Consider the following 21,473-nt stretch of genomic DNA (forward strand, 5'->3'; position numbering starts at 1 on the left):
CCGTGCGTGGCTTAGTACTCCCACCAGCACTCATTCCACCAAGTAAGAAACTCTTCAAAATCAATGTAACCGTCACTGTTACCATCAATCAAATTAAAGCCTTCTTCAACATGACTGGCTTTTGTCTTTGGTGACAATATTGTCAGTAATTCGACAAACTCTTTTAAATCAATTTGACCATTTTTGTCTTGGTCAAAAAAATCAAAGTCTTTGCGAATTGAAGCGATTTGCTCTTGGCTTAATTTGTTTTCGGTACTTGTCTCGCTCATTAGCGCATTCCCCAACTATACTCTAAGTCTTAAGTTTACTCTGATACACAAGCCAGTGTCTAGCTAAAAGCCGCAATGGATATACTCGCAGCGGTTTTGCGGTAATAGAGGATGAACTTCCATGTATAACCCAAAGGCATTACCTATTTGATAATGCACGTTGTCGCTGTTCTTCTGCCTTTGCTTGGCGCTTTTGCAACATAACATCGCGTGCGCCTGTGCCGACGTGTTCTTCATCTCGTTTTTTAGCAAGGTTAACTTGTTTCTCGCGCTCTCTAAATCGCGCTAATTGTTCATCTGTGTGTGTCCCAAAGCACTTAGGACAACTGACCCCTTTCTCATACTGAGGGCTTTGTTTATCTTCTTCTGTTATCGGTAGTCGGCAGCCGTAACACTGGTCGTAGTGACTCTTCTCTAAGTCATGGTTGACTGCCACTCGGTTATCGAATACGAAACAATCGCCTTCCCACAAGGATTCTTCTTTTGGTACATCTTCCAGATACTGCAAAATCCCCCCTTCCAAGTGATAAACCTCATCAAAGCCTTTTTCTTTTAGAAAAGCCGTGGATTTTTCACAACGAATTCCCCCTGTACAAAACATCGCCACTTTTTTGTGCTTTTCAGGGTCGAGCGTGTTTTCTACGTATTCAGGAAACTCACGAAAAGACGCCGTATTGGGGTTAATAGCATGTTTGAAGGTACCGATTTCTATTTCGTAGTCATTGCGCGTATCAACGACTACTACCTCGGGATCAGAAATCAAGGCATTCCAATCTTGGGGTTTTACATAGGTGCCGACCGTTCTTTTGGGATCAATACCTTCTACACCCATCGTCACAATTTCTTTCTTTAACTTAACTTTTGTTCGATAAAACGGCTGTTCATCATGCCAAGAAAATTTGTGTGAAATTGGATTGATGCGACTGTCAGCATTCAAGTAATCGAGTAAGCTCTGAATATTTTCTCGGGTGCCGGAGACCGTGCCATTGATACCCTCAAGGGCTAGGAGCAAGGTGCCTTTTATGTTGTTTTTTTCCATAAACTCACATAGCGGTTTACGGATATCTTTGTAATTGTCGAGCGCAACAAATTTGTACATCGCGCATACAAGGTAATTTTTCATCTTTGATCCTTTGCTTGTTGGAACGTAAAACCAATGCAAAACTGCGGCGCGCAATCTAGCACAAAGCCTTTTACAAAGCGAGAAAAGCAAATGAAAACTTGATGTATATCAATCCATTTTTTTAAGTTTTAGTGCTTGCAGTATTTCATAGAGTTGAAGTGGGTCGGCAGTCATACCCTCACCTAAGTCGGCATCTTCGCCGTGCGCTAGTCGATTTTGAGCATGGTGTGAAGCATTGTGAACCACTTCATCTTCAATCTTATTAGCATTGTTGTGAATGGATAAAATGTCTGACCATAAGGCATTTGCGAGTGTAAAGCTGGCTACTTGCTTTTTATCCAAAAGCTCATTAAGTGCTTGTTGTTGCGCATACGTTGTGGGGTCAGCGGCAAGCTTATACGGTGTGTAATAGCCAGTACTCCTTTGACTAGTCACATCTGAAAACACATCAGTGTCCTCTAACGCAATATGCTCTCTCACCAACGCATCTTGCAAAATACCAGCAAACAAACCCAAAGTGGCTGTATTTGCATCGCCCACTTCGCCCAAATGCTTATTGAGCGATGTTTGATGTTCAATAAAATTGTCGAGTGAAATGAATTGCGGCATGAGCAAGTTTTGCCTATCAATTTGAGTTATTTTATACGCACGGCGTGTGCGTCTAGTTACTATACATGGCATGCCCTAAACATCGCCATGTATTTTGTTATCGGCCTTTACCACCAATACTCAAGGGAACACAATTTGGAACGATATATACATTAGCTACTAAACAAAAGCGCAATGCCGCGCCTCTTCCCTAAATCGAGCGAAAATTAAGTTCAATGGAAAAACTGGATTATTCAGATAAACGTTGCCTTCTGGTTGAAGATAGACGACCTTTTCTTTTATTACTCAAAGGCTTACTTAGTAACCTTGGAGCCAAACGCGTGACGACTGAACTGACCGCAGAAGGTGGTTTGAAAGCCTGTAAAAACACACGATACGACATAATCATTTGTGATCTCCACTTAGGAAATAACCGCAAAAATGGCTTTGAGCTCTTAGAAGAGATAAGAAAACGCCGCTTGGTAAAACCTTCTACTGTTTTTATCATGATTAGCGGTGACAGTGCCAAAAGCATGGTTTTAGGCTCCATAGAAAAACAACCCGACGACTACCTCATAAAACCCTTTTCCCAAGCGCAGCTTAATGCACGTATTACACGGGCAACTGCTAGGCGTGTCACTTTAGCGTCTTTGTACAGTCAAATAGATTACGAAAAATTCGACCTAGCAATAGAAAACTGCAAGCATTTTTTAGAAGTTGAACCTCGATACACCTCTCACTGCTTAAAACTACTCGTTAATTTGTATTGGAAAACGAAAAACTACCAAGCAGCCAATAAACTATTGCAAAAAATCCTAGATGAGCGCCCGATGCACTGGGCCGCTTGCGCTATGGCGAAAACACAGCTGTTGATGCAAAACTACGAAAAAGCAATCGAGCTTGGCAAAAAAGTGATTGATAATTCAGCCAATAGTGTCGAAGCCTATGACATCGTTGCCGAAGCGTATTTATTACTCGATAAAAAACCCGAAGCGCTGAAATACATTCAAGATGCGTTGAGCCTTTCCCCATTTTCCATCGAAAGACATTTCAGTGTTTGTGAAATTGCCAGAGAAAACGGTGATTACGAAATCGCCATGGATAGCGCAAAAGCCATCTACGACTTATCACGCCGCTCAGTACATAAAAATGTTAACCACTTATGTGGTTACGTAAGAAGTATTCTCGACTTTGCAGAGAATGCACCAGACAAAAAAATAAAAAATCGCCAAATTCAAGAAACCCTACTAACAATGCAGCGCCTGCAGCACGATGAATTGGTATCAAGCAAACGAGAAGATTTTGATTTTAAGATTTTCGAGCAAATTGTTGTAGCCCGCATGCAATATCTAGACGGTAAGCAAACCGAAGCTAAGCGAATTTTGGAAGAAGCACAAATCAAAATCGAAAAGGAATTTACTGAATACCCTGTATCCATGGCAGCAGATAGTCTTAAACTTATGTTTGATATGGGAGACTTTGAAGAGGCCAACAAACTTGTCAAACTCTTAAAACAAAATCCAAACAAAATCGATAGCGCCATTCGCTATTTAATGGAAACAGAGCAAAGTAGCGCAGAAACATCCAGAAATAAATACGTTGAGCATACCAAAAAAGGCATTGCGCTATACAGCAACGGAAACTTTCACGATGCATTTGAAGAGTTTCAGTTGGCGAAAAAAGTCGCCCCCCTTAATATCGGTGTTAACCTCAACTTGCTGCAATGCTTGGTTAAATTGATAAAAGCCAGTAAGAAGCCAGATCCAAACCTAATAAAAGATGCAAAAGACATACATCGCTTTGTAAAAAACATGCCACTTAAAAACACCCATTTAAAAAAATACGAAGAAATGAAAGAGGAAGTGTTTTCCACTGTTGGGGACTAGCGGTGGCGGATATATACCGAAAAAAAATGCCGTAAAGTTCAAGCGCCGTGACGCTTTCCTATACTAGCAATAATAGCTCCTAAAATAATCATACCAGCGCCAAAATAGGCAAGTAAATCCATTTCAGCGTCAAAGTAAACATCCGGCGCGATTACTATGGCGAGTTTATTTGCAAAATACGTAAATACCGGCGCTACGGCTACTATTGCACTCACTTTTGATGCTTCCCATATATGCATGGCACGTGTAAAAGCACCATATCCAACAATGGTATTCACACAACAAAACAAGAGCACCCACCATTGCCAATACGACAAATTTTGCAAACTTGAAAAGGTACTCAAGGGCGTCAGCAACACAGCACCAATAAGATAAATCAAAAATGTTAGTTGTCGGCTAGTAAATGCAATCAACAAACGTTTTTGCGCAAGGGCATACAGCGCCCATGCTGTCGCTGACAACACAACAATAAACACCCCTTCTATTGACTCTAGGCTAGATGACAAAATAACTGGAATACGTTGATTGAAAAATAATAGTAGTCCAACTAGTAAAAGCACTGCGCCAAACATTTGCCAAGCACTAAAGTGCTCCTTGTAAAACACGACTCCACCAACCAGCAAAATAAAAGGTGCAAGCTGCAGAATAAGCTGTACCGTTGCAGGGCTAATGTATTCCAAAGCAATAACATTCGTCACATAATTCAGCAATAAAAACAAGGTACTCAAGACTAGCAGGTACCACACTATGGGTTTAGCCTGCTTTAAACGAGGAACATCCCGACAAAACACGACCCCAACCGATACAAAGCCAAACGCAAAAACGAACCGTACAGCGGTAACGGTATATGCATCCAAAGCACTGAGTAGAAACTTAAGAAAAACAGGCAGCACACCCCACATCAATGCCGTTGTGCTTGCCAGCAAAAAACCTTGTACTGCTTTGTTCAAGTTATTCCCTTGTTGTCAGGTTTACCGTGTGTCGAAATCTAATCGCGAGACCAAGCCATAAGATCGATTAAATCTTGCCTGTAGTCATCGATTTCGTTTACGAGTCTTTTTTGCTGCTTATCAGTTGACAGTACTAACAAGGTTTGCAACATCACCATATTTGCTTGTGAATTTCGTTCAAAAGCCTGATTCAAAGCTTCAGAGCGATATACTTCAGGTTCAACTAACAAGGCATGCAGTCGCTCACTAAAAACCATCTTGTCGGCTTGTTCTTCAAATGTCTTCTTCAACTCACCTTGGTAGCGTCGATTGTAGTCAATCCACAACTGCCTAGAAGGCAAAATGCTGTCATAACTGTTCTCAATGTAGTTTTTTTGTTCCTCAGTTAATGAGCCAAGCCACTTACTGATTCGCTTTTTGTATTTTTTGACCCAATCTTTTTTACGTTTTTCTGGGGGCTTATCACGTAATTTTTTATAATCTTTTTCTTCGTCTTTTAACTCTTTTTCAAACGCTGTAAACATGTCTTCAATTTGCTTATCACTGAGCATAGGCGCTAATTCGACTAGATCTGGTGCAATATAATCGCGGGCTCTTTCCCAGTGCTCACGTGTTTTTTGTCGGTGATATTCCATCCGTGCAATACTCAACTGCTTTGTACTAATTTCATCGACAAGTTGATTTATATGCGCCAAGTATTTGGGCATCTCATTTGCTTTATGCCACGCTAACCACTTTTGCAAATACGTATCAAATGTCTCTTCTTGTTCATCAGTGAAATCAATAAAATCATCCAAATACCAATAGATCAGCCAATCAATATTCTTGTAAGCGAAGGTGGTCGAGCACCCCGCTAATATGAACACAGAAAAAAGCACGGCAAGTATTTTTTTCATCTGGATTACTTTCCTTCAGATATTGAGCTCTGCTAAATTAAATTTATGTTGGTTGTGTTCATTTTAGTGTTGAGTCAAAAGGCTGCAACAAAGAACAGATAGGCTATAATTGAACAAAACACATACAGCAAAGGTCGACAGACCTAACACATAAATTGTTATTTGTTGTTTACGACAGAATAAAGTAAAAGGGATGTATATGGCTATCAAAAAAATTGCCGTACTGACTTCAGGAGGTGATGCTCCCGGTATGAATGCCTGTATAAGAGCCGTCAGTCTCGCGGCCATTGGTGCAGGTGCAGAGGTTATTGGTTATAAATATGGCTACAACGGCTTACTGAAGCAAGAATACATACATTTAGATCCCTATGCCGTGCGTAATCTGCTGCAGCGAGGCGGTACGGTGTTGCATAGCGCCAGATGCGAAAAATTTAAACAAACGGATCAGCTGCACATTGCAGCACAACATCTAAATGACGCCGGCGTCGATGGCTTGGTTGTAGTCGGCGGAGATGGCTCATTTAAAGGCGCTGAACGGCTTCAGTCAATTTGGGACAAACCGATAGTGGGTGTGCCAGGCACCATTGATAATGACGTTGCAGGCACAGATTATACGGTTGGCTATCATACCGCCATTCAAACTGCGGTAGAAAGTCTGGACAAGGTACGAGATACCGCAGAGGCTTTCGAGCGCATTTTTGTTGTAGATGTAATGGGAAGAGAAGCAGGCTTTATTGCGTTAAACTCAGCGATATCAGCGGGTGCCGACCACGTACTATTGCCAGAAACCTTTACTACTGCAGCTGAAGAGCTGGTTAAAATTCTCGATAAACTCGACAAACGCAGAAAAAACAGAGCGAACAAAAGCCACATTATTGTGGTAACCGAAAACCTGTGGCCGGGAGGCTTGAACGTACTGGCGGACTCATTGCAAGCTGAATCGGGTGTCGACGTGAGAATTCTAACGCTAGGCCATGTACAACGAGGTGGCTCACCCGTTTGGCAAGATAGGCTACTAGCCACAAAACTCGGCACTTATGCGGTTGAAATAATTAAACAAGGTCAAAAAGGCATGATGTCAGCCATCAATCACCGTTTACCAGCCGCCGTTCCACTCAATGACGTGAGCATAGAACGAAAAGAACTGAACTCGTATTCTATGCAAATAAGAGATGAAATAAGCCTGTTGGGGTGAATGGGGGTATGCCCCCCTAAATTTTCAATACTGAATATTAACCCGTTTAAACCAATGCACCCACCACCACATTAGGCCAACCAATAGGTAGCGGAGGTCTTCAAAAAAGGAGGGCTTTTTGCCTTCAATCTTATGACCAACAAATTGCAATATCCACATAGCGACAAACAACGCTAGACAAAAATAAAGCACGTTTATTCCAACCGTCGCCAAGGCAGAAAGCCCGACAAATACGCCAATGGTCAATAGCGTCATTGCCGCTCCCATCGCGCCGGATAACTTAAAGTAATACATTAACGTGGGTACCACCAGAATGTGCGCCCAAGTGATATTAAATTGCGCAATAAAAGCGGGGACAGGTATAGACCAAATCAGACCAATCGTTACAAAGTAAATACTAGGTACCGCTATCGCATGAATCAACACATTGGTTTTATTTTGATGGCTTTCGCCATAATGTTTGATTAATCTGTCGACTTCTCTCATTTGCCTGACTCCCCTGCTCTTTTTACATTAATGTTACAAGCAAGCTACTGGTAAGACAAGTTGTTTTAATTGGTCATTGAAAAGCTTAAGTTTTATGTCGCTAGAGCCCACCACCTTTATGAGAACTTTCTGTTTATCACGGTGGTTTTATCCTTGGAAGTTCCCCTGCCTCGTCTGTCGCAAAACCGCTGCGAGTATATCCATATACGCTTTGATTTTTCATCCATGAAAAATAAATTTTGCGACAGACGAGGCAGGGGAACTTCCAAGGATAAAACCACCGTGAACTGAAGGCGTCTCGCCTTCCCTCTTTTCAAATACATTGGTAGTATTGCCAAAATTTTTCAGTCTTTGCTATATATGATCAAATATCGAATTACCCCTTTAAGTATCTCAGAGCATTTATTTGCAGTGTCAATGGTAGTGTCAGCGGGTGACCGACATACTGTCACACTGTCACTTCCCTCTTGGATACCCGGTAGTTATATGATCCGCGATTTTGCAAAAAACCTGATAGGCCTCAATTGCGCAAACAAAGAAGTCATTGTTACTCAACTTGACAAGCAAACATGGCGAGTTCAGCAATCCCGTGGACTACCTCTTGGCGACATTCAACTTGACTACCAAGTCTTTGCTTTTGATTTATCTGTTAGAGCCGCTTATATCAATGATGAATATGCTTTTTTTAATGGCACGAGTGTATTTCTGAAAGTGGTGGAATTTGAGCATACTGAGCATCATGTTTGTGTAGATAAATCGCATCTTAAGTCTTGGGAAAAGTTGGCTAACGCCATAGAAATTATCACCTCAATGCCATGTGTAGATAACAGCAATACCACGGCACAAACGCGCCACTTTTTGTGTTCGGACTATTTGACGATGGTCGATCATCCTGTTGTCATTGGTCAGTTTACTCGCGCGTCGTTTGAACTTGATGGCGTCACTTTTCATGCTGTCTTTACTGGCAACCATAAGCTAAATCTGGCGCGAATTTGCAAAGACTTGCAGCCGATTTGCAAACACCATATATCGCTTTTTAGCGAAATTCCGGTATCAGAATACTGGTTCATAACCTTATTGTGCAAAAATGGTTTTGGTGGTTTAGAGCACACCGCGTCAACTATTTTGCAGTATGCTTATGATGCTTTACCCAAGCCAAATGAGAACGACGGCATGGAAGAAGGCTATCGAGACTTTTTAAGTCTTTGTTCACACGAACTATTCCACACTTGGCACGTAAAAAGAAACAAGCCTGATGTATACCTTTCACCCGATTTAAGCCAAGAGGTGTATTCACCGCAATTATGGATATATGAAGGTTTCACCTCATTGTATGACGATTTAACATTGGCGCGAACAGGCCTGATCACACCTGAAGAATATTGCAAAATTGTCGGTCAAAATATTACTCGCCTATTGCGCAATCCAGGTCGCCACAAACAAAGTATTGAAGAGTCGAGTTTTAATGCTTGGACGAAATTTTATAAACAAGACGCCAATTCTGTTAATCACATTGTCAGCTACTATCTAAAAGGCGGTATCGCCGCCTTAGCTATTGACATAAAAATCAGGCAACTGAGTCAACAACAATATAATTTAGATCACGTCATGCAAGCCATATGGAATCAATTTGGCTCGAAAAATATTGGGACACCTGATGAGGTCATCAAGACTATCTGCCAAGATACCTTGGGACTGGATTTATCAGCATTTATCGATCTTACCAGTAAAACAACGCAAGACTTGCCTTTGTCCGAGTTGCTACAAACCATTGGCTTAAGTATGCATTTGCGTTCACGTACGGGTAACGATGACAAAGGTGGTATAGAATCTTCGGGGGAATCAACACGAGACTTTGGCGCACTATTAAATGACCAAACAATAGGCTGTAAAGTCACACAGATACTCGATGGTCGAGCGGCTAGTTTGGCAGGTTTGCAGCTAAACGATCACATCATTGCCCTCAACGGCTTAGAAGTTAATGCCAAAAGCTTGATGAGAGAGCTAAATACAATGGATGTTGGTACGGAAGCACAGATACATATACTCAGAGATGGCCGTCTTCTTTGTTTATCCCTACCGGTCATCGAGGCGGAAAAAGACACTTGTTACCTGAGTATAAATGATCAGAGCATGTTCGCTAAATGGTTAGGCATCGCATAAGGGCGAGCTGCACTAAAGGACTTGCACTTAATACACTAGCCTCGGGATGAGCTTGAACTCAGTATTAATAAGAGCATTACCAAAAATGACCAAATGTATTTTTAATTTTAAATCAGTCTACAAGTAAAGCAGGATCTACACGGGTACCAAACCAATTAATGCGCCAGTCTAGGTGTGAACCCGTTACCCGCCCCGTCGCGCCGATATCAGCAATACGTTCACCCTGCTCTACACGTTGTCCAACTTTTACATGTATTTTATCTAAATGAATAAATGTGGAAGACACGCCAAAGCCATGGTCAATGATAAGCGTGCCGCCCGAATAGTACATGTCGTCGTGAGCCAAACTTACCACCCCGCCTATTGGCGCAACCACCGGCTCACCAGTCTTATTGGCAATATCTAAGCCGTAATGTGGACGTTTGGGCTCACCATTAAAAAAGCGCTGGCTGCCGTAAACACCTGAAATACGCCCCTTAGCTGGCATAATAAGCTCAGATAAAAAATCTCGCAGTTCACTATTTGTTTTTCGCGCCTTGGCAATGGCTGTGTTTTCTTGTCTGATCCTATCTAACACCGCTTTTGGTGGACTCACATATTTACTCGGTACTCCCTCAATGCGCTCTATTTTATATTCTCGCTTTTGCAAAACTAACTGCATGGAGTCACGAGCAGGCATGTGTTGATGCTGCCAGCTAAGAGTATGTGTCAAAGCTGCATCCCGACCAAAGCCCATCACAAAATATCCATCGCTAGAGACTCGAATAACTTTGTCGTTCAACCAAACTTTGCTGCCAGCCTTGGTCTCGCCCCGGATCAAACTTCCTTGCATTAACTTGCCCTGTAGTTTGGGAACAGCTTGTTCTGCGAGGGCACGCGGCGTTACTGCAAAACATACCAGACTTAGTAGCAATAAATAAAAAAAGGTCGACTTATTCATTGTCTGACACGATGGCTCCTTTTCCGACGCCTTCAAAAGCACATACTTGAATGTTGTCAGGGTTTTCATGCTTTAACACTTCATACACATGCTGAGCAATACATTCCACGGTGGAGTCGTATTCAATTAAATCGCATGCTGACTTAGGCATAGCCAGTTCGAAACGCCCTTGAGATGACTCATATTGAAAACAAAGGTGAGTGTTGTCCGAAATCAAGGCACCTCGCTTGAGAAGCTGATCTGCCCCCACAAGATCCTCTGTCGTGCCAATGTATATATCCCGCCAACGCTCAGCCCATTGCTGTTCTAACAAGGTATCTCTCTCATGATTCCTAAAAATCATAATTTTTGATCGATGCCCATGTGCAATGCGCTGGCAATTGCCCTCATGTTTTTTTAATCCGTGGGTATAATGATAGTACGGACTGTTAATGAGTTCTTCTCTGAGTAGAATGTCGATACCATGCACATTTTCAGGCAAGTGAGTCGCAATAATATCTTTTAGATAAGAAATAACGCTTTGCATATCAATTTTATCGGCGTAAACAAATGCATAAGCTTCTGGTGGGCAACACAAATAGATAGATTTGTCCTCGGCATACTGGAAGTACACGTTAACTCTTCCGTCTGCACCACTATTTTCAATTTTTGAACCTGAGTATTCGGCTGGCACGACTAACTTATGATCCACATATTCATCGATAAGGCCTTTGAGCTGTTTTTTTACAATACCAAAGTCCTGAATCATACTTTCTTCATTTAAGCCACCATCCAAAACGATGTCGACAATCCAACTTTCGCCGACCATGCCTCGTTTTGGGCAAAGGTACGAAAAGTCCATAATGGTCAAATCGTTCACGAACAGCTTCATTCGTTATTTCCTTGTTGATCTGCCTTCAATAATTGGTCTTTTAGGTTTGGCGGTATGCCTTGTATCGTGATGCGGTCGTTCTGCAGATCAAAATGCACTCGCTCACCCAGTAGTTTTCGGTCAAAACTAATATTGACTCCGCCTCCGGCACCTGAAAACTTTTTCATTGCACTTAACATACTCCTGTCAGCCTGAAAGCTGGCTTCTAGAGGTTCTTGTTGCTGTGCGTTATACGAAGCAAAACCCGAATCACTCTCTTGCTTTTTAGGTAGTACGTCATTTAATTCTGCAATTTGAATATCTTCGCCCAGATCAACTTTTTGCTTGTAGTATTGCGCGAGAGCTTCGCGATGTTGATGTTTTTCGCTAGGATCAATTTGCTCAACAGCCAAAAATTCGTCTACTTGTTGCACTAAACGTTTGTTTTGTTGTTTGATATCGACAAGCTCCTCGCAACCAACAAACTGCATGAAAAAATCAGACACCTTGCGTCCCATTCTTCCCTTTAAAAACGAAATGTAACGATTCAACTCAGGTTGAACATCATAGTCAGTCAGGTCAATTCGTATCGCTATTTGCATTTTACTTAAGTCTAAATGCTGACTTTGGCTAATTTCTAAGTGCTGATTAACTTCAACATGTTCCTTTGTATCGAGCATGGCGATCAACAAATATCGTGTAGCTAAATATTCATACTGACTGAATATGACATAGCCCGTTTCAACCATTCCCTCATTGACAATACTCTCTAACAGTCGTGTGCCCGCTTGCAAACTGAATTCGTGAAAATCTATGTTCTGTTGTATACGATCGTCAAGTAGTGCTCGAAACTCTGGGGTGTCTTCAACAAACCCGCCTACACCTTTTCCAGGTTTGGCGTTAAACGTCGTATGCAGTTGCCCAGCTAAATGGCTAATATGATCGGTGATGTCAAACACGCTTCCGCGGGGTAAAAAATGCAGTTTACCGTCATCAGACAATAAAATTCGATGGACGACGAACTGCTCAACATTGGTACTCATAGAAAAAAGGGTGCCCTATATGTAGTGAATATATTTTTTGAATGTCAACCAAGCAACTATGCATAACATGCAACTACGCATAAATAGTGTACGAAAACAACAAAAGTTGGTGATTGACTTATCTAGCTTTATACTATTGTTCAGGCTTTGTTTCGCGATTATCAACACTTAAAGGAAACGCAGTCATTGCTTAACTGGCTGACCATCATTTTAATCTAGTGCAAAGCAGCCAAAAATAATTCACTAATTGTAACGAGTTTTCGTTAAAAAAACAGGACTATTAATGCCAATTCAGTCTCGCTATACCAATGAAGAATTCGAACTTTTGATGCAGGAAGTATTTGTTACATTAGAACGCAACAATGCTGATAGAGATTTGTCATTGATGGCTTTGGGCAATGTTATTTCAACAATATTTATGCAACAGGTGAACGAACAAGACAGAGATGCTATGGTAGAAAAATTCTGCCATGTGTTAAAAAAATCTACGTCGTCTAAATAATGATTTATACTGAAACACCGCGTCGCAAGCAAATTAATGCGAATGTAAGTTGGGGGCATTGGTTTGCTTTTGCCAATATTTTTATCGCTATTGGCATCGCATCGATCTATCTATTTTCTACACCTATTGCCGATACGCCAATTAGCTTCTTATACCTCATCACAACATGGCTCGGGCATACCAGTTTTATCACTTTTTTGTGTTTTGTGATTATTATACTGCCGCTTTGTTATCAACTCACTAACACACGAATACTAAGAGCAGTGGCTTCAACTGTATCCGCTATTGGGCTCGCCTTACTGGCTTTTGATGCGCTAATTTACAACAAAACAGGCTTTCACATTAGCTTTAGCTCTGCCGCGCTTATACGTTCCGAAACACAAGTTCAAGCCAGTGCATTTGGCTGGCTGCAATGGTTTTATTTGATTCTACTTTTTGTCATTTGGTTGATGCTCCAACTGGTCATAGCAAATGCTATTAATCACCGTCTTACCCGCTTAAAAAATATCAAATATACGCAGTACATTACCGCCTTTTTGGTCGTCTGCTTTGTCTCAAGTCACGGTATTCACGTATGGGCGGACGCTCGCTTATATACACCCGTTTTAAAACAAGACAACATGTTCCCCTTGTCGTATCCTGCGACGGCAAAAACCCTAATGGCTAGATATGGCTTACTCGACCTCGAAATGCGACAACAGCAAGCAGAGCTGCAGTACCAAGTTGGGAGTGGCTTTGTTTACCCACCTCAGCCAGTATATTGCAGCGTGAATTCTGGTGTGAAAGTCATCGTCTTAGCCTCATTAGAAAGTGCTGAGTATGCTGCACTGAGCAAAATAGAGAGCAACCAATATCATTTGGTTACCCACGAAGACAACAGTGACGCTTTTTTACGAAAGCTCACATATGGCATCCCCAATAACATGGCGGAATTAAGTTCAGTACCGCCGGTAATGACTGACTTGTTAGATGCGTTTAATGTACCCAATCAAGTGTACTTGCACTCCCCCGACATTGATGGCAAAGGCTTGCACATTCAAGATGATTTCAACAACTTTATTGCGGACATTGAAAAAAGTGACAGTGGTCTGTTTATTGGCTTACTCAATGCAAATGAATTAAAAACAATAGATCTTAGCCGCTACGCAAGTGATTCAAACTTGTTAGTCATTGCAAAACAAGACTCCCAAGCACATTTCATGTTGTATTCCAATTTTACAGATACATCGCAAGCCTCATCCAATGAGGATATCGCTCCTACTGTTTTACGTCAATTTGGCTGTTTAGCCGATGTGAATCGTTACTCTACGGGGCAAGCATTACAGTCCCCAACTCGTAATTGGATAGTCAGCACTAACGACGAAAACCTTGTTATTTTGCACTACCCTCGCTTGAGTGAAGTATCTCGAGATGGCAGTTACAAGGTTGTCGATGTCGTCGAACAAAAAGAATTACTGACTGATATAGATACTAACATGCTAAGCAGGAGTATCAGACATTTAGAAACTTTCACGCAAAAGTGACGATCACAATAAAAGTAACTATCACAATACTGTGAATAAAACGGCGTTTTTATAAAATAAAACGGAAGTTCTAACGAAATTATCAAGAAACATTTTAAATTTCTTCACTTCGAACTTGGGCATGTTGCGCTATCAATTGGCTGTGTATAGAGTGCATAACACAGTTTTTAAACCGACACCCTAAACAACTGATAAACGGAACATCTCATGACTGCCAAACCAATGAAGCTAAAAAAAATGAACTATACAAAATCACTTTGCTCACTCGGCGTTTGCTTAGCCCTATCCAGTATTAGCCAATTAAGCCATGCAGGTGCATGGGTGGCGGCAAAAGGAAATGGCTACAACAAATTATCCTACAACAGTTACAGTGCAGACGAATTTGAAGGCGAAAACGCGGATTTTGGTGAGTTTGACAGTACACAAGTTACTTTTTATGGCGAGTATGGCTTAGGCAACAACTTTGGTATTTTTGGTTCGCTTTCACACCAAGACTTAGAACAAACTGACGCTTCTGGTAACGCGACAACAGGCAGTGGTCTCAGTGACTTGGAGATTGGTATAAAATACCAATGGCAAGCGGATCCATTTGTACTCTCCACATCCCTCTTAGTTAAACTTCCCTATCTTTACGATGAAAATGATCCCCTACCAACAGGTAATGGGCAAGAAGACGTAGAATTCAAAGTACTGATTGGTAAAAGCTTGTATCCATATGGCTATTTTGGAGTGGAAGCAGGATATCGCTATCGTGCCGATGCCCCCTCTGACGAGTACCGTTACTTAATTGAATACGGCTATGATATTACTGAGCAGGTATATTTCCGCACCAAGCTAGATGGTATATTGAGTGCAAATAATGCGGATGCGGATCCTAACGCACCAGTGGGAAATTTATCGTTGGTACCCGAGTTTGACCTAGGAAAACTAGAATTAACTGTAGGCTATAATTTTAAACAAGGTAAGAGCAAGTCTAAATGGGGTATTGAGTTTACCTACACAGATGAAATATATGGTGACAATGCCCTTCAAGGTGAAACACTTTCATTAGGAATTACGCGTGTTTTCTAGTGATTTACCTTTATGGGGAGCAGTGTTGATGTCTCTCCATCTATGTTTATTAATTATGTTGTGTTTTTTTGGCATGCACCGTCTATCGATGGTGCTTCGCTGGTTTTATTACAAAAACAAACGTGCCGTTGTGAGCTCGCGATTTAAAACTTTACCTAAAGTAACGGTACAAATTCCTTTGTTTAATGAAAGAATGGTGGCCGAAAGGATTGTTGATGCAGTGTGTGCGTTTGATTATCCGAGCGAATTACTACAAATTCAAATTGTTGATGATTCGACCGACGAAACAGTCGGTATCACCGCTACGCGCGTGCAGTATTATAAAAAACAAGGCATCAATATTGAACACGTCACGCGTACCAACCGACAAGGTTACAAAGCAGGTGCACTAAAAAATGCAATGGAGACAGCAACGGGAGAGTTTATTGCCATTTTTGACGCAGACTTTATTCCCCACCCGAGCATTATTTTAGACACGATACACGAGTTTACCGATGAAAAAGTCGGTATGGTGCAGTACCGTTGGGAGCATTTAAATCGTCATAATAGTAAAATGACAGAAACTCAAGCTATGATGTTAGATGCCCACTTTAGCTTGGAGCAAACGGTTAGATGCAACAGCGGTATGCTACTTAATTTTAATGGTACAGCTGGAATATGGCGTACAAAAACAATTATTGACGCAGGACATTGGTCTGCGGACACCCTCACCGAAGACTTGGATTTAAGTTACCGCGCCCAACTAAAAGGTTGGAAAATGCACTACTTAAACGATGTCGTTTGCCACGGTGAATTACCCGCTGACATGAATGCATTTAAAAGCCAGCAACATCGCTGGGCAAAAGGCGGTATACAAGTTATGAAAAAGATGCTTGTTACCGTTTGGCGCGCACCTATTTCTTTAAAAATGAAGATTGAAGCAAGTTTTCATTTGTCTAACAACCTTGCTTATTTTGTGATGTTAGTCGACACCCTATTCTTTTTACTACCTAGCTTATGGTTACGCGAAAAATACCAAACCGAACAAATGCTCTGGTTAGATGTTCCCTTGCTATTACTCAGCTCAGGTGGTCACTTGGTTTATTTGTATTTTGGGCAGATAGCGCTCAATCACTCGCCTTGGCGGGCTTTGCTTCATATTCCACGGCTCATTGTGATGGGCATTCGCCTCGCATTCAACAATGCTAATGCCGCAGTAGAAGCATTACAAGGCTTAGAAAGTGAGTTTGTTCGCACCCCTAAAAGTGGCGAATTGAGCAAAGTCGATGTGCCGGTACCCGTCATCGAAAACAAGCCTGAAAAATCAAATTTTGCACTCAGCTTGTACCAAGCCGTGCCGCCCAAAGGCGCCTTTTTCGAACTGGCATTAGCGATCATTTATTGCATTGTCTTTGCTTGGGCTGTGCAACAAGAACTTTGGTTACTGCTTCCTTTTATATTTCTATTAATGTGTGGCTTTATTAGTGCAGCAAAACAGAGTTTTGTTGGGCAAATCAAGTTGTCTAAACAGTAAGGGAAGCCGTAATGCCAATTCGACAGCCTTTGCAAAACTTAAACAATAAAACGCTTGTTGCACTGGCTGTTTTATTGTTGTCGATATTGGCGAGTTTTCCTCTAGCCAACACAAATTGGGCGCAAGTAAAATCTCTAGGCTTGGGTTGGATGACCGTTGCACAATATATATCTGCCAGCCTTGCTATGATAATTGTATGGCGCTTCGGCCCACAATCTAATCGCTGGCGTGATTACGTCACTTTATTGATTTTTGCTATCGCCATTCGATTGTTCTTAGTACCTGTAGACACCTACACTTCAAACGATGTAGACAGGTACATGTTTGACGGTAAAGTTGCCTTAAGCGGTTATGACCCATATCGAGTCAATCACAATGCCCCTGAACTAGAGACGCTCAGACAAACATGGCCGACACCCGAAGAGCATGCTAAGTATCCGACACTCTATCCACCGGCAGCCATTGGCTTGTACGCGCTATCTGCCGCGAGTGGCTCTGAGTATGCAGAGTTAGTTTGGAAGTTTCTTTCGTTTGTTGCCAGTAGTTTAACTGTCGTTATTATGATGCTCGTACTGAAAGGAATAGGCAAGTTAAAGCACTTTTCCCTCGTTGCTTTTTCACCAATATTGATTTTTGAAGCCGGAGTAGGCGCGCACATTGACGCTTTTTCAAGCCTGGTGGTAAGTGCGGCATTGCTGGCATACCAGCGTAAAAACTTTGCACTGAGTGGAATGGCAATCGCTTTTGGTGCATTGAGTAAGTTAATGCCTATTTTATTGCTTATTCCTTTGTTTTTTTCAATGAACAAGCTTAGTCACGCATTAAAGTTTGCACTGGCTGCAGTGATTACTGTCGCGGCTGGGTATTTGATTGTTTTATCTTTGGGTATGCAAGCGATTGGTAGTACGCCCGTATTTTTCGAAAAATGGAGAAATGCCGCGCCATTGTTTGATGCCTTATCTCTGGTATTAAGCGGATACTATTTATTGGCGTTTATAGTGGCCACACTTTTTATTTCGTTTTGTCTTAACGTGATATGGACTTGGAAACACAGCCCCTCAACTGAATCAAATACCTTGTTAGCGGTTACCCCAGCGTTACAATGGATATTGATTGTGCCACTATTGCTCAGTCCAGTGGTGTTCCCTTGGTATTTAATGGTACTAGTACCTTTATTTGCCTTGCGCCCCACTTTTTTTCTAGCAGCTTGGTTTAGTCTACTACCATTATCTTATTTGGTTCTGAATCAATTTGCCTGCTGTCACATTTGGGCACCGCTCGAATGGACGAATTATTTACTTGCGGTCGGGCTCGTCTTAGGGCTTATTCTCGACCAACTTTATTTATCTTGTAACACAACGGAATCTTGTAACCATGGTCAACTTGCTTAAAAACTATACTCATTGGCTTCACGGTCAATGGCCCGACGGTAAAACGGAAACCTTACCTGCTATTGACGAAAACGGTAAAAGCTCTCTTAGTGGTGTGTACGTTGTTGGCGATTTGACCGGTATTCCACTGCTGAAATTTTCAGCTGACTCCGGCGCGAAAGCGGTAGCAGACATCACTCGGGACAGCAGCTTTCAAAAAAGAAGCGCAAGTGAAGATATATACGATATTGCTATCATAGGTGGTGGCGTAAGCGGATATTCTGCCGCAATAGAAGCACAAAAAGCCGGTCTAAAGTACGTGTTGATCGAAGCAAGTAAAGCGTTTTCAACCATTGCGAACTTCCCTAAAGGCAAACCAATTTATACTTACCCAACGGATATGAAGCCAGCAGGCGAATTGTCGTTTGAGCAAGATGTTTCTACCAAAGAAAAGCTTCTAGATAGCTTAATGCTGCAAGCAAGAGCATCTGGCATCGAGCCAACAATAGGCGTCGTAAACAAAATTGCTAAGCACGGCAGCACTCTCTCTTTAGATCTCGAAAACGACAAGGCAATTAAAGCGCATCGTGTGGTGGTCGCAATTGGTCGCGCCGGAAAATACCGAGAGCTGGGTGTAGAAGGTGAGTCTAAAGCAGTAAACCGCTTACATGATCCAGCAGACTACAAAGGTAAAGATGTCTTAGTCGTCGGTGGTGGTGACAGTGCAGTAGAATCGGCAATAGCGGTGGCAGAAGCAGGCGCAAATGTCACACTTTCATATCGTCAGTCAGAGTTTACAAGACCAAAACCAGAGAACCAAGATCGCCTTAAGCAAGCAGAAGCTGACAAACTTGTTAATGTTGTGACCAAAAGTGAAGTCAAACAAATTAACGATGATAGCGTGCAGCTTTATGTCCCCGACCAAGGGAGCGAGGTGGTCGTCAAAAATGACGCCGTCTTGACAATGCTGGGTAGAGAAGCGCCGTTAGCCTTTTTCAGAAAAAGTAAAATGGCAATACAAGGCGAAGGCACGGCACTCGGCTGGATTGCATTTGCTTTTTTCATGTTATTCGCTATTGGGGTCTACGACTGGAAAAACTGGGGCTTCTTAAATGGCTTATGGAGCTTAACGCAGTTTCCCAATACCATGCCTTCTGTGTTATCAGGTTTGGGAGAATGGTGGCAGAGTGAAATAGATGATCGCACAAGCTTGATAAGCACCATAGCCTACTCAATGAAAAGCCGTTCTTTTTACTACACGTTTGTATATACCTCGGCGATCGGTATTTTTGGTTACCTGCGGATCAAAAACCGCAATACACCCTATGTAAAAGTACAAACCATTACTTTGTTTTCTATACAAGCCATTCCACTATTTTTGCTACCCGAGGTCTTCTTACCTTGGATGGGCTACAATGGCGCATTTGATAGCGGCATAGGACAAAGCATCGCAAATAGCTTGTTCCCGAGTTATATTTCCGCTCAAGAGCTCGCCGCGCAACAATGGCCTGAGTGGGGACATCCTCGCGCATACTGGCACGCCTATGGCTTTATATTGGCTTGGCCACTCAACGTATATAACGTGTTTACCCCTACGCCTATTATGGGCTGGTTAATTATTAGCGCCATCCAAACTTTCGTTATCATTCCATTGCTTGTTTACAAATGGGGTAAGGGCGCATATTGCGGGTGGATTTGCTCCTGTGGTGCTTTGGCTGAAACGGTGGGTGATAAACAACGTCATAAAATGCCGCACGGCCCATTTTGGAACAAGTTAAACATGCTAGGACAAGCCATTTTGCTTGTTGCTTTTATCATGTTGGTCATTCGCATTACAGGCTGGATATGGCCTGACTCGTGGATGAATAATAGTTTCGTGTTCTTGCTAGAAGGTAAAAATTCAGATGGACAACTCACTAATCCATTTGCTTGGAAATGGATAGTGGATGTGCTGCTTGGAGGCATACTCGGTGTCGGCCTGTACTTTAAGTTTTCGGGCAGAACTTGGTGCAGATTCGCCTGCCCACTAGCCGCCCTCATGCATATTTATGCGCGTTTTTCTAAATTCAGAATTTTTGCAGAAAAAAGCAAATGTATTAGCTGTAATCAATGTACCAGTGTTTGTCACCAAGGCATCGATGTAATGAACTTTGCAAACAAGGGCAAGCCGATGGAAGATCCTCAATGCGTTCGCTGTTCCGCGTGTGTCAGCACCTGCCCTACTGGCGTGTTGAGCTTCGGCGAAATCAATAAGAAAACAGGCGAAATTGCACGTAAAGATTCACTCGCAGCCAGTAAAGTTCAAATGTCTGAAGTCATTTACAAAGCAAAAGTTTAAAAGGCGCGTATATGTACTTCGACAAAAAAGTCACAGTAGTGATGCCAGCTCTCAATGAGGCAAAAGCAATTGGTAAGGTAGTCAGCGAGTTAAAAGCCTTGAGGCATCAACACAAAGCCACGATAGATGAGATTATCGTATGCGACAATGGATCAACCGACGACACCGCCGCCGTTTGTGAAAGCCTCGGAGCAACAGTGGTGAAGCAAGTGATTGGCGGTTACGGCATTGCCTGCTTAACTGCCATAGATGCAATCGTTGATACTGACATTGTATTGTTTGTCGATGCTGATGACTCTTGCGACATATCACAAGCGCACTCTCTCCTTCAGGGAGTGATAGATGGAGCCGACCTTGTTATCGGCTCTCGCGTATTGGGTAATATCGAAAAAGGAGCATTGACTCCCTTACAGAGATTTGGCAATGCACTTTCTAGCGTACTCATTCGGCTCTTGTGGCACCACCCGATTACTGATCTTGGTCCTTTCAGAGCGATTAAAATGCACTCACTCAAACAACTCGACATGCAAGATAAAAAGTTTGGTTGGACAGTGGAAATGCAAGTAAAAGCTATTCAACTCGGTCTAATAGTCAGAGAGACGGCGGTTAATTCTAAGGTAAGGATTGGCAAGTCGAAAATAAGCGGCACGATCCGCGGCTCGATTGGCGCAGGTATCGGGATACTCTCGATGATAGCCAAACTTAGGTGGCAACAACGAGACTTTAGAAAAGCCAGTCTAGCGCAGTCTAACAATTAAGTAGGCTCT

Annotated in this window: 19 protein-coding genes; 10 read left to right on the forward strand and 9 right to left on the reverse strand. The window is 42.2% G+C overall.

Annotated features, from left to right (window positions below):
• Positions 1-11: 11 nt before the first annotated feature.
• From ACFOHL_RS00445 to ACFOHL_RS00455, 3 genes are all read right to left on the reverse strand, one after another.
• Positions 12-269, reverse strand: coding sequence for an EF-hand domain-containing protein (locus tag ACFOHL_RS00445; protein ID WP_376918226.1), 258 nt, complete (start codon positions 267-269; stop codon positions 12-14).
• A 139-nt stretch (positions 270-408) separates the two neighbouring features.
• Positions 409-1,392, reverse strand: a complete 984-nt coding sequence (gene trhO / locus ACFOHL_RS00450) for an oxygen-dependent tRNA uridine(34) hydroxylase TrhO (RefSeq protein ID WP_376918227.1) — start codon at positions 1,390-1,392, stop codon at positions 409-411.
• 108 nt (positions 1,393-1,500) lie between these two features.
• Complete coding sequence (locus ACFOHL_RS00455; RefSeq protein WP_376918228.1) at positions 1,501-2,001, reverse strand: VC2046/SO_2500 family protein; 501 nt, start codon at positions 1,999-2,001, stop codon at positions 1,501-1,503.
• A gap of 215 nt (positions 2,002-2,216) precedes the next feature.
• On the opposite strand from ACFOHL_RS00455, the gene ACFOHL_RS00460 reads away from it, so the two are divergent.
• Positions 2,217-3,866 (forward strand): response regulator, encoded by a 1,650-nt coding sequence (locus ACFOHL_RS00460; protein WP_376918229.1) that lies wholly within the window; start codon positions 2,217-2,219, stop codon positions 3,864-3,866.
• Positions 3,867-3,904: 38 nt separating this feature from the next.
• Here the strand turns inward: ACFOHL_RS00460 and ACFOHL_RS00465 are convergent, their stop codons facing one another.
• Together ACFOHL_RS00465 and ACFOHL_RS00470 are read right to left on the reverse strand one after the other, a co-directional pair.
• Positions 3,905-4,816 (reverse strand): DMT family transporter, encoded by a 912-nt coding sequence (locus ACFOHL_RS00465; RefSeq protein WP_376918230.1) that lies wholly within the window; start codon positions 4,814-4,816, stop codon positions 3,905-3,907.
• Between the two features lie 38 nt (positions 4,817-4,854).
• The gene (locus ACFOHL_RS00470) at positions 4,855-5,712 is read right to left on the reverse strand and encodes a DUF6279 family lipoprotein (protein ID WP_376918231.1); all 858 of its coding nucleotides are present in this window, start codon (positions 5,710-5,712) and stop codon (positions 4,855-4,857) included.
• A 199-nt stretch (positions 5,713-5,911) separates the two neighbouring features.
• Here ACFOHL_RS00470 and ACFOHL_RS00475 point away from each other — a divergent pair, with 199 nt between their 5' ends.
• Entirely contained in the window at positions 5,912-6,907 is a 996-nt protein-coding gene (locus ACFOHL_RS00475) for an ATP-dependent 6-phosphofructokinase (RefSeq protein WP_376918232.1), read from the forward strand.
• A 24-nt stretch (positions 6,908-6,931) separates the two neighbouring features.
• Here the strand turns inward: ACFOHL_RS00475 and ACFOHL_RS00480 are convergent, their stop codons facing one another.
• The gene (locus ACFOHL_RS00480; protein ID WP_376918233.1) at positions 6,932-7,393 is read right to left on the reverse strand and encodes an Mpo1 family 2-hydroxy fatty acid dioxygenase; all 462 of its coding nucleotides are present in this window, start codon (positions 7,391-7,393) and stop codon (positions 6,932-6,934) included.
• A gap of 360 nt (positions 7,394-7,753) precedes the next feature.
• Here ACFOHL_RS00480 and ACFOHL_RS00485 point away from each other — a divergent pair, with 360 nt between their 5' ends.
• A complete protein-coding gene (locus ACFOHL_RS00485) occupies positions 7,754-9,556 on the forward strand; it encodes a M61 family metallopeptidase (RefSeq protein ID WP_376918234.1) in 1,803 nt (600 codons plus the stop codon).
• Positions 9,557-9,668: 112 nt separating this feature from the next.
• Here the strand turns inward: ACFOHL_RS00485 and ACFOHL_RS00490 are convergent, their stop codons facing one another.
• The 3 genes from ACFOHL_RS00490 to yejK are packed head-to-tail and all read right to left on the reverse strand — an operon-like array spanning position 9,669 to position 12,389.
• Positions 9,669-10,496: a M23 family metallopeptidase gene (locus ACFOHL_RS00490; protein ID WP_376918235.1), complete on the reverse strand. Its 828-nt coding sequence runs from the start codon at positions 10,494-10,496 to the stop codon at positions 9,669-9,671.
• Positions 10,489-11,367, reverse strand: coding sequence for a hypothetical protein (locus ACFOHL_RS00495; RefSeq protein ID WP_376918236.1), 879 nt, complete (start codon positions 11,365-11,367; stop codon positions 10,489-10,491). The genes ACFOHL_RS00490 and ACFOHL_RS00495 overlap by 8 nt, the downstream gene beginning before the upstream one ends.
• Complete coding sequence (gene yejK, locus ACFOHL_RS00500) at positions 11,364-12,389, reverse strand: nucleoid-associated protein YejK (protein WP_376918237.1); 1,026 nt, start codon at positions 12,387-12,389, stop codon at positions 11,364-11,366. The genes ACFOHL_RS00495 and yejK overlap by 4 nt, the downstream gene beginning before the upstream one ends.
• Before the next feature lie 283 nt (positions 12,390-12,672).
• On the opposite strand from yejK, the gene ACFOHL_RS00505 reads away from it, so the two are divergent.
• From ACFOHL_RS00505 to ACFOHL_RS00535, 7 genes are all read left to right on the forward strand, one after another.
• Positions 12,673-12,891: a YejL family protein gene (locus tag ACFOHL_RS00505; protein ID WP_376918238.1), complete on the forward strand. Its 219-nt coding sequence runs from the start codon at positions 12,673-12,675 to the stop codon at positions 12,889-12,891.
• Positions 12,891-14,414, forward strand: a complete 1,524-nt coding sequence (locus ACFOHL_RS00510; RefSeq protein WP_376918239.1) for a DUF3413 domain-containing protein — start codon at positions 12,891-12,893, stop codon at positions 14,412-14,414. The genes ACFOHL_RS00505 and ACFOHL_RS00510 overlap by 1 nt, the downstream gene beginning before the upstream one ends.
• 207 nt (positions 14,415-14,621) lie before the next feature.
• Positions 14,622-15,485 (forward strand): hypothetical protein, encoded by an 864-nt coding sequence (locus ACFOHL_RS00515; RefSeq protein WP_376918240.1) that lies wholly within the window; start codon positions 14,622-14,624, stop codon positions 15,483-15,485.
• A complete protein-coding gene (locus tag ACFOHL_RS00520; protein ID WP_376918241.1) occupies positions 15,475-16,998 on the forward strand; it encodes a glycosyltransferase in 1,524 nt (507 codons plus the stop codon). The genes ACFOHL_RS00515 and ACFOHL_RS00520 overlap by 11 nt, the downstream gene beginning before the upstream one ends.
• Before the next feature lie 11 nt (positions 16,999-17,009).
• Positions 17,010-18,389: a hypothetical protein gene (locus ACFOHL_RS00525; RefSeq protein WP_376918242.1), complete on the forward strand. Its 1,380-nt coding sequence runs from the start codon at positions 17,010-17,012 to the stop codon at positions 18,387-18,389.
• Entirely contained in the window at positions 18,373-20,706 is a 2,334-nt protein-coding gene (locus ACFOHL_RS00530) for an NAD(P)-binding domain-containing protein (RefSeq protein ID WP_376918243.1), read from the forward strand. Before ACFOHL_RS00525 ends, ACFOHL_RS00530 begins: the two co-directional genes overlap by 17 nt.
• An 11-nt stretch (positions 20,707-20,717) precedes the next feature.
• A complete protein-coding gene (locus ACFOHL_RS00535; RefSeq protein WP_376918244.1) occupies positions 20,718-21,464 on the forward strand; it encodes a glycosyltransferase family 2 protein in 747 nt (248 codons plus the stop codon).
• Positions 21,465-21,473: the final 9 nt, after the last annotated feature.

Source organism: Agaribacter flavus (assembly GCF_042646125.1).
Lineage (GTDB): Bacteria > Pseudomonadota > Gammaproteobacteria > Enterobacterales > Alteromonadaceae > Glaciecola > Glaciecola flavus.

Coding starts and splice junctions, on each gene's coding strand:
- ACFOHL_RS00470 (WP_376918231.1), bottom strand. CDS start 5,712: ATGAAAAAAATACTTGCCGTGCTTTTTTCTGTGTTCATATTAGCGGGG.
- ACFOHL_RS00515 (WP_376918240.1), top strand. CDS start 14,622: ATGACTGCCAAACCAATGAAGCTAAAAAAAATGAACTATACAAAATCA.
- ACFOHL_RS00525 (WP_376918242.1), top strand. CDS start 17,010: ATGCCAATTCGACAGCCTTTGCAAAACTTAAACAATAAAACGCTTGTT.
- ACFOHL_RS00445 (WP_376918226.1), bottom strand. CDS start 269: ATGAGCGAGACAAGTACCGAAAACAAATTAAGCCAAGAGCAAATCGCT.
- ACFOHL_RS00505 (WP_376918238.1), top strand. CDS start 12,673: ATGCCAATTCAGTCTCGCTATACCAATGAAGAATTCGAACTTTTGATG.
- ACFOHL_RS00495 (WP_376918236.1), bottom strand. CDS start 11,367: ATGAAGCTGTTCGTGAACGATTTGACCATTATGGACTTTTCGTACCTT.
- ACFOHL_RS00535 (WP_376918244.1), top strand. CDS start 20,718: ATGTACTTCGACAAAAAAGTCACAGTAGTGATGCCAGCTCTCAATGAG.
- trhO (WP_376918227.1), bottom strand. CDS start 1,392: ATGAAAAATTACCTTGTATGCGCGATGTACAAATTTGTTGCGCTCGAC.
- ACFOHL_RS00490 (WP_376918235.1), bottom strand. CDS start 10,496: ATGAATAAGTCGACCTTTTTTTATTTATTGCTACTAAGTCTGGTATGT.
- ACFOHL_RS00530 (WP_376918243.1), top strand. CDS start 18,373: ATGGTCAACTTGCTTAAAAACTATACTCATTGGCTTCACGGTCAATGG.
- ACFOHL_RS00460 (WP_376918229.1), top strand. CDS start 2,217: ATGGAAAAACTGGATTATTCAGATAAACGTTGCCTTCTGGTTGAAGAT.
- ACFOHL_RS00485 (WP_376918234.1), top strand. CDS start 7,754: ATGATCAAATATCGAATTACCCCTTTAAGTATCTCAGAGCATTTATTT.
- yejK (WP_376918237.1), bottom strand. CDS start 12,389: ATGAGTACCAATGTTGAGCAGTTCGTCGTCCATCGAATTTTATTGTCT.
- ACFOHL_RS00510 (WP_376918239.1), top strand. CDS start 12,891: ATGATTTATACTGAAACACCGCGTCGCAAGCAAATTAATGCGAATGTA.
- ACFOHL_RS00480 (WP_376918233.1), bottom strand. CDS start 7,393: ATGAGAGAAGTCGACAGATTAATCAAACATTATGGCGAAAGCCATCAA.
- ACFOHL_RS00475 (WP_376918232.1), top strand. CDS start 5,912: ATGGCTATCAAAAAAATTGCCGTACTGACTTCAGGAGGTGATGCTCCC.
- ACFOHL_RS00455 (WP_376918228.1), bottom strand. CDS start 2,001: ATGCCGCAATTCATTTCACTCGACAATTTTATTGAACATCAAACATCG.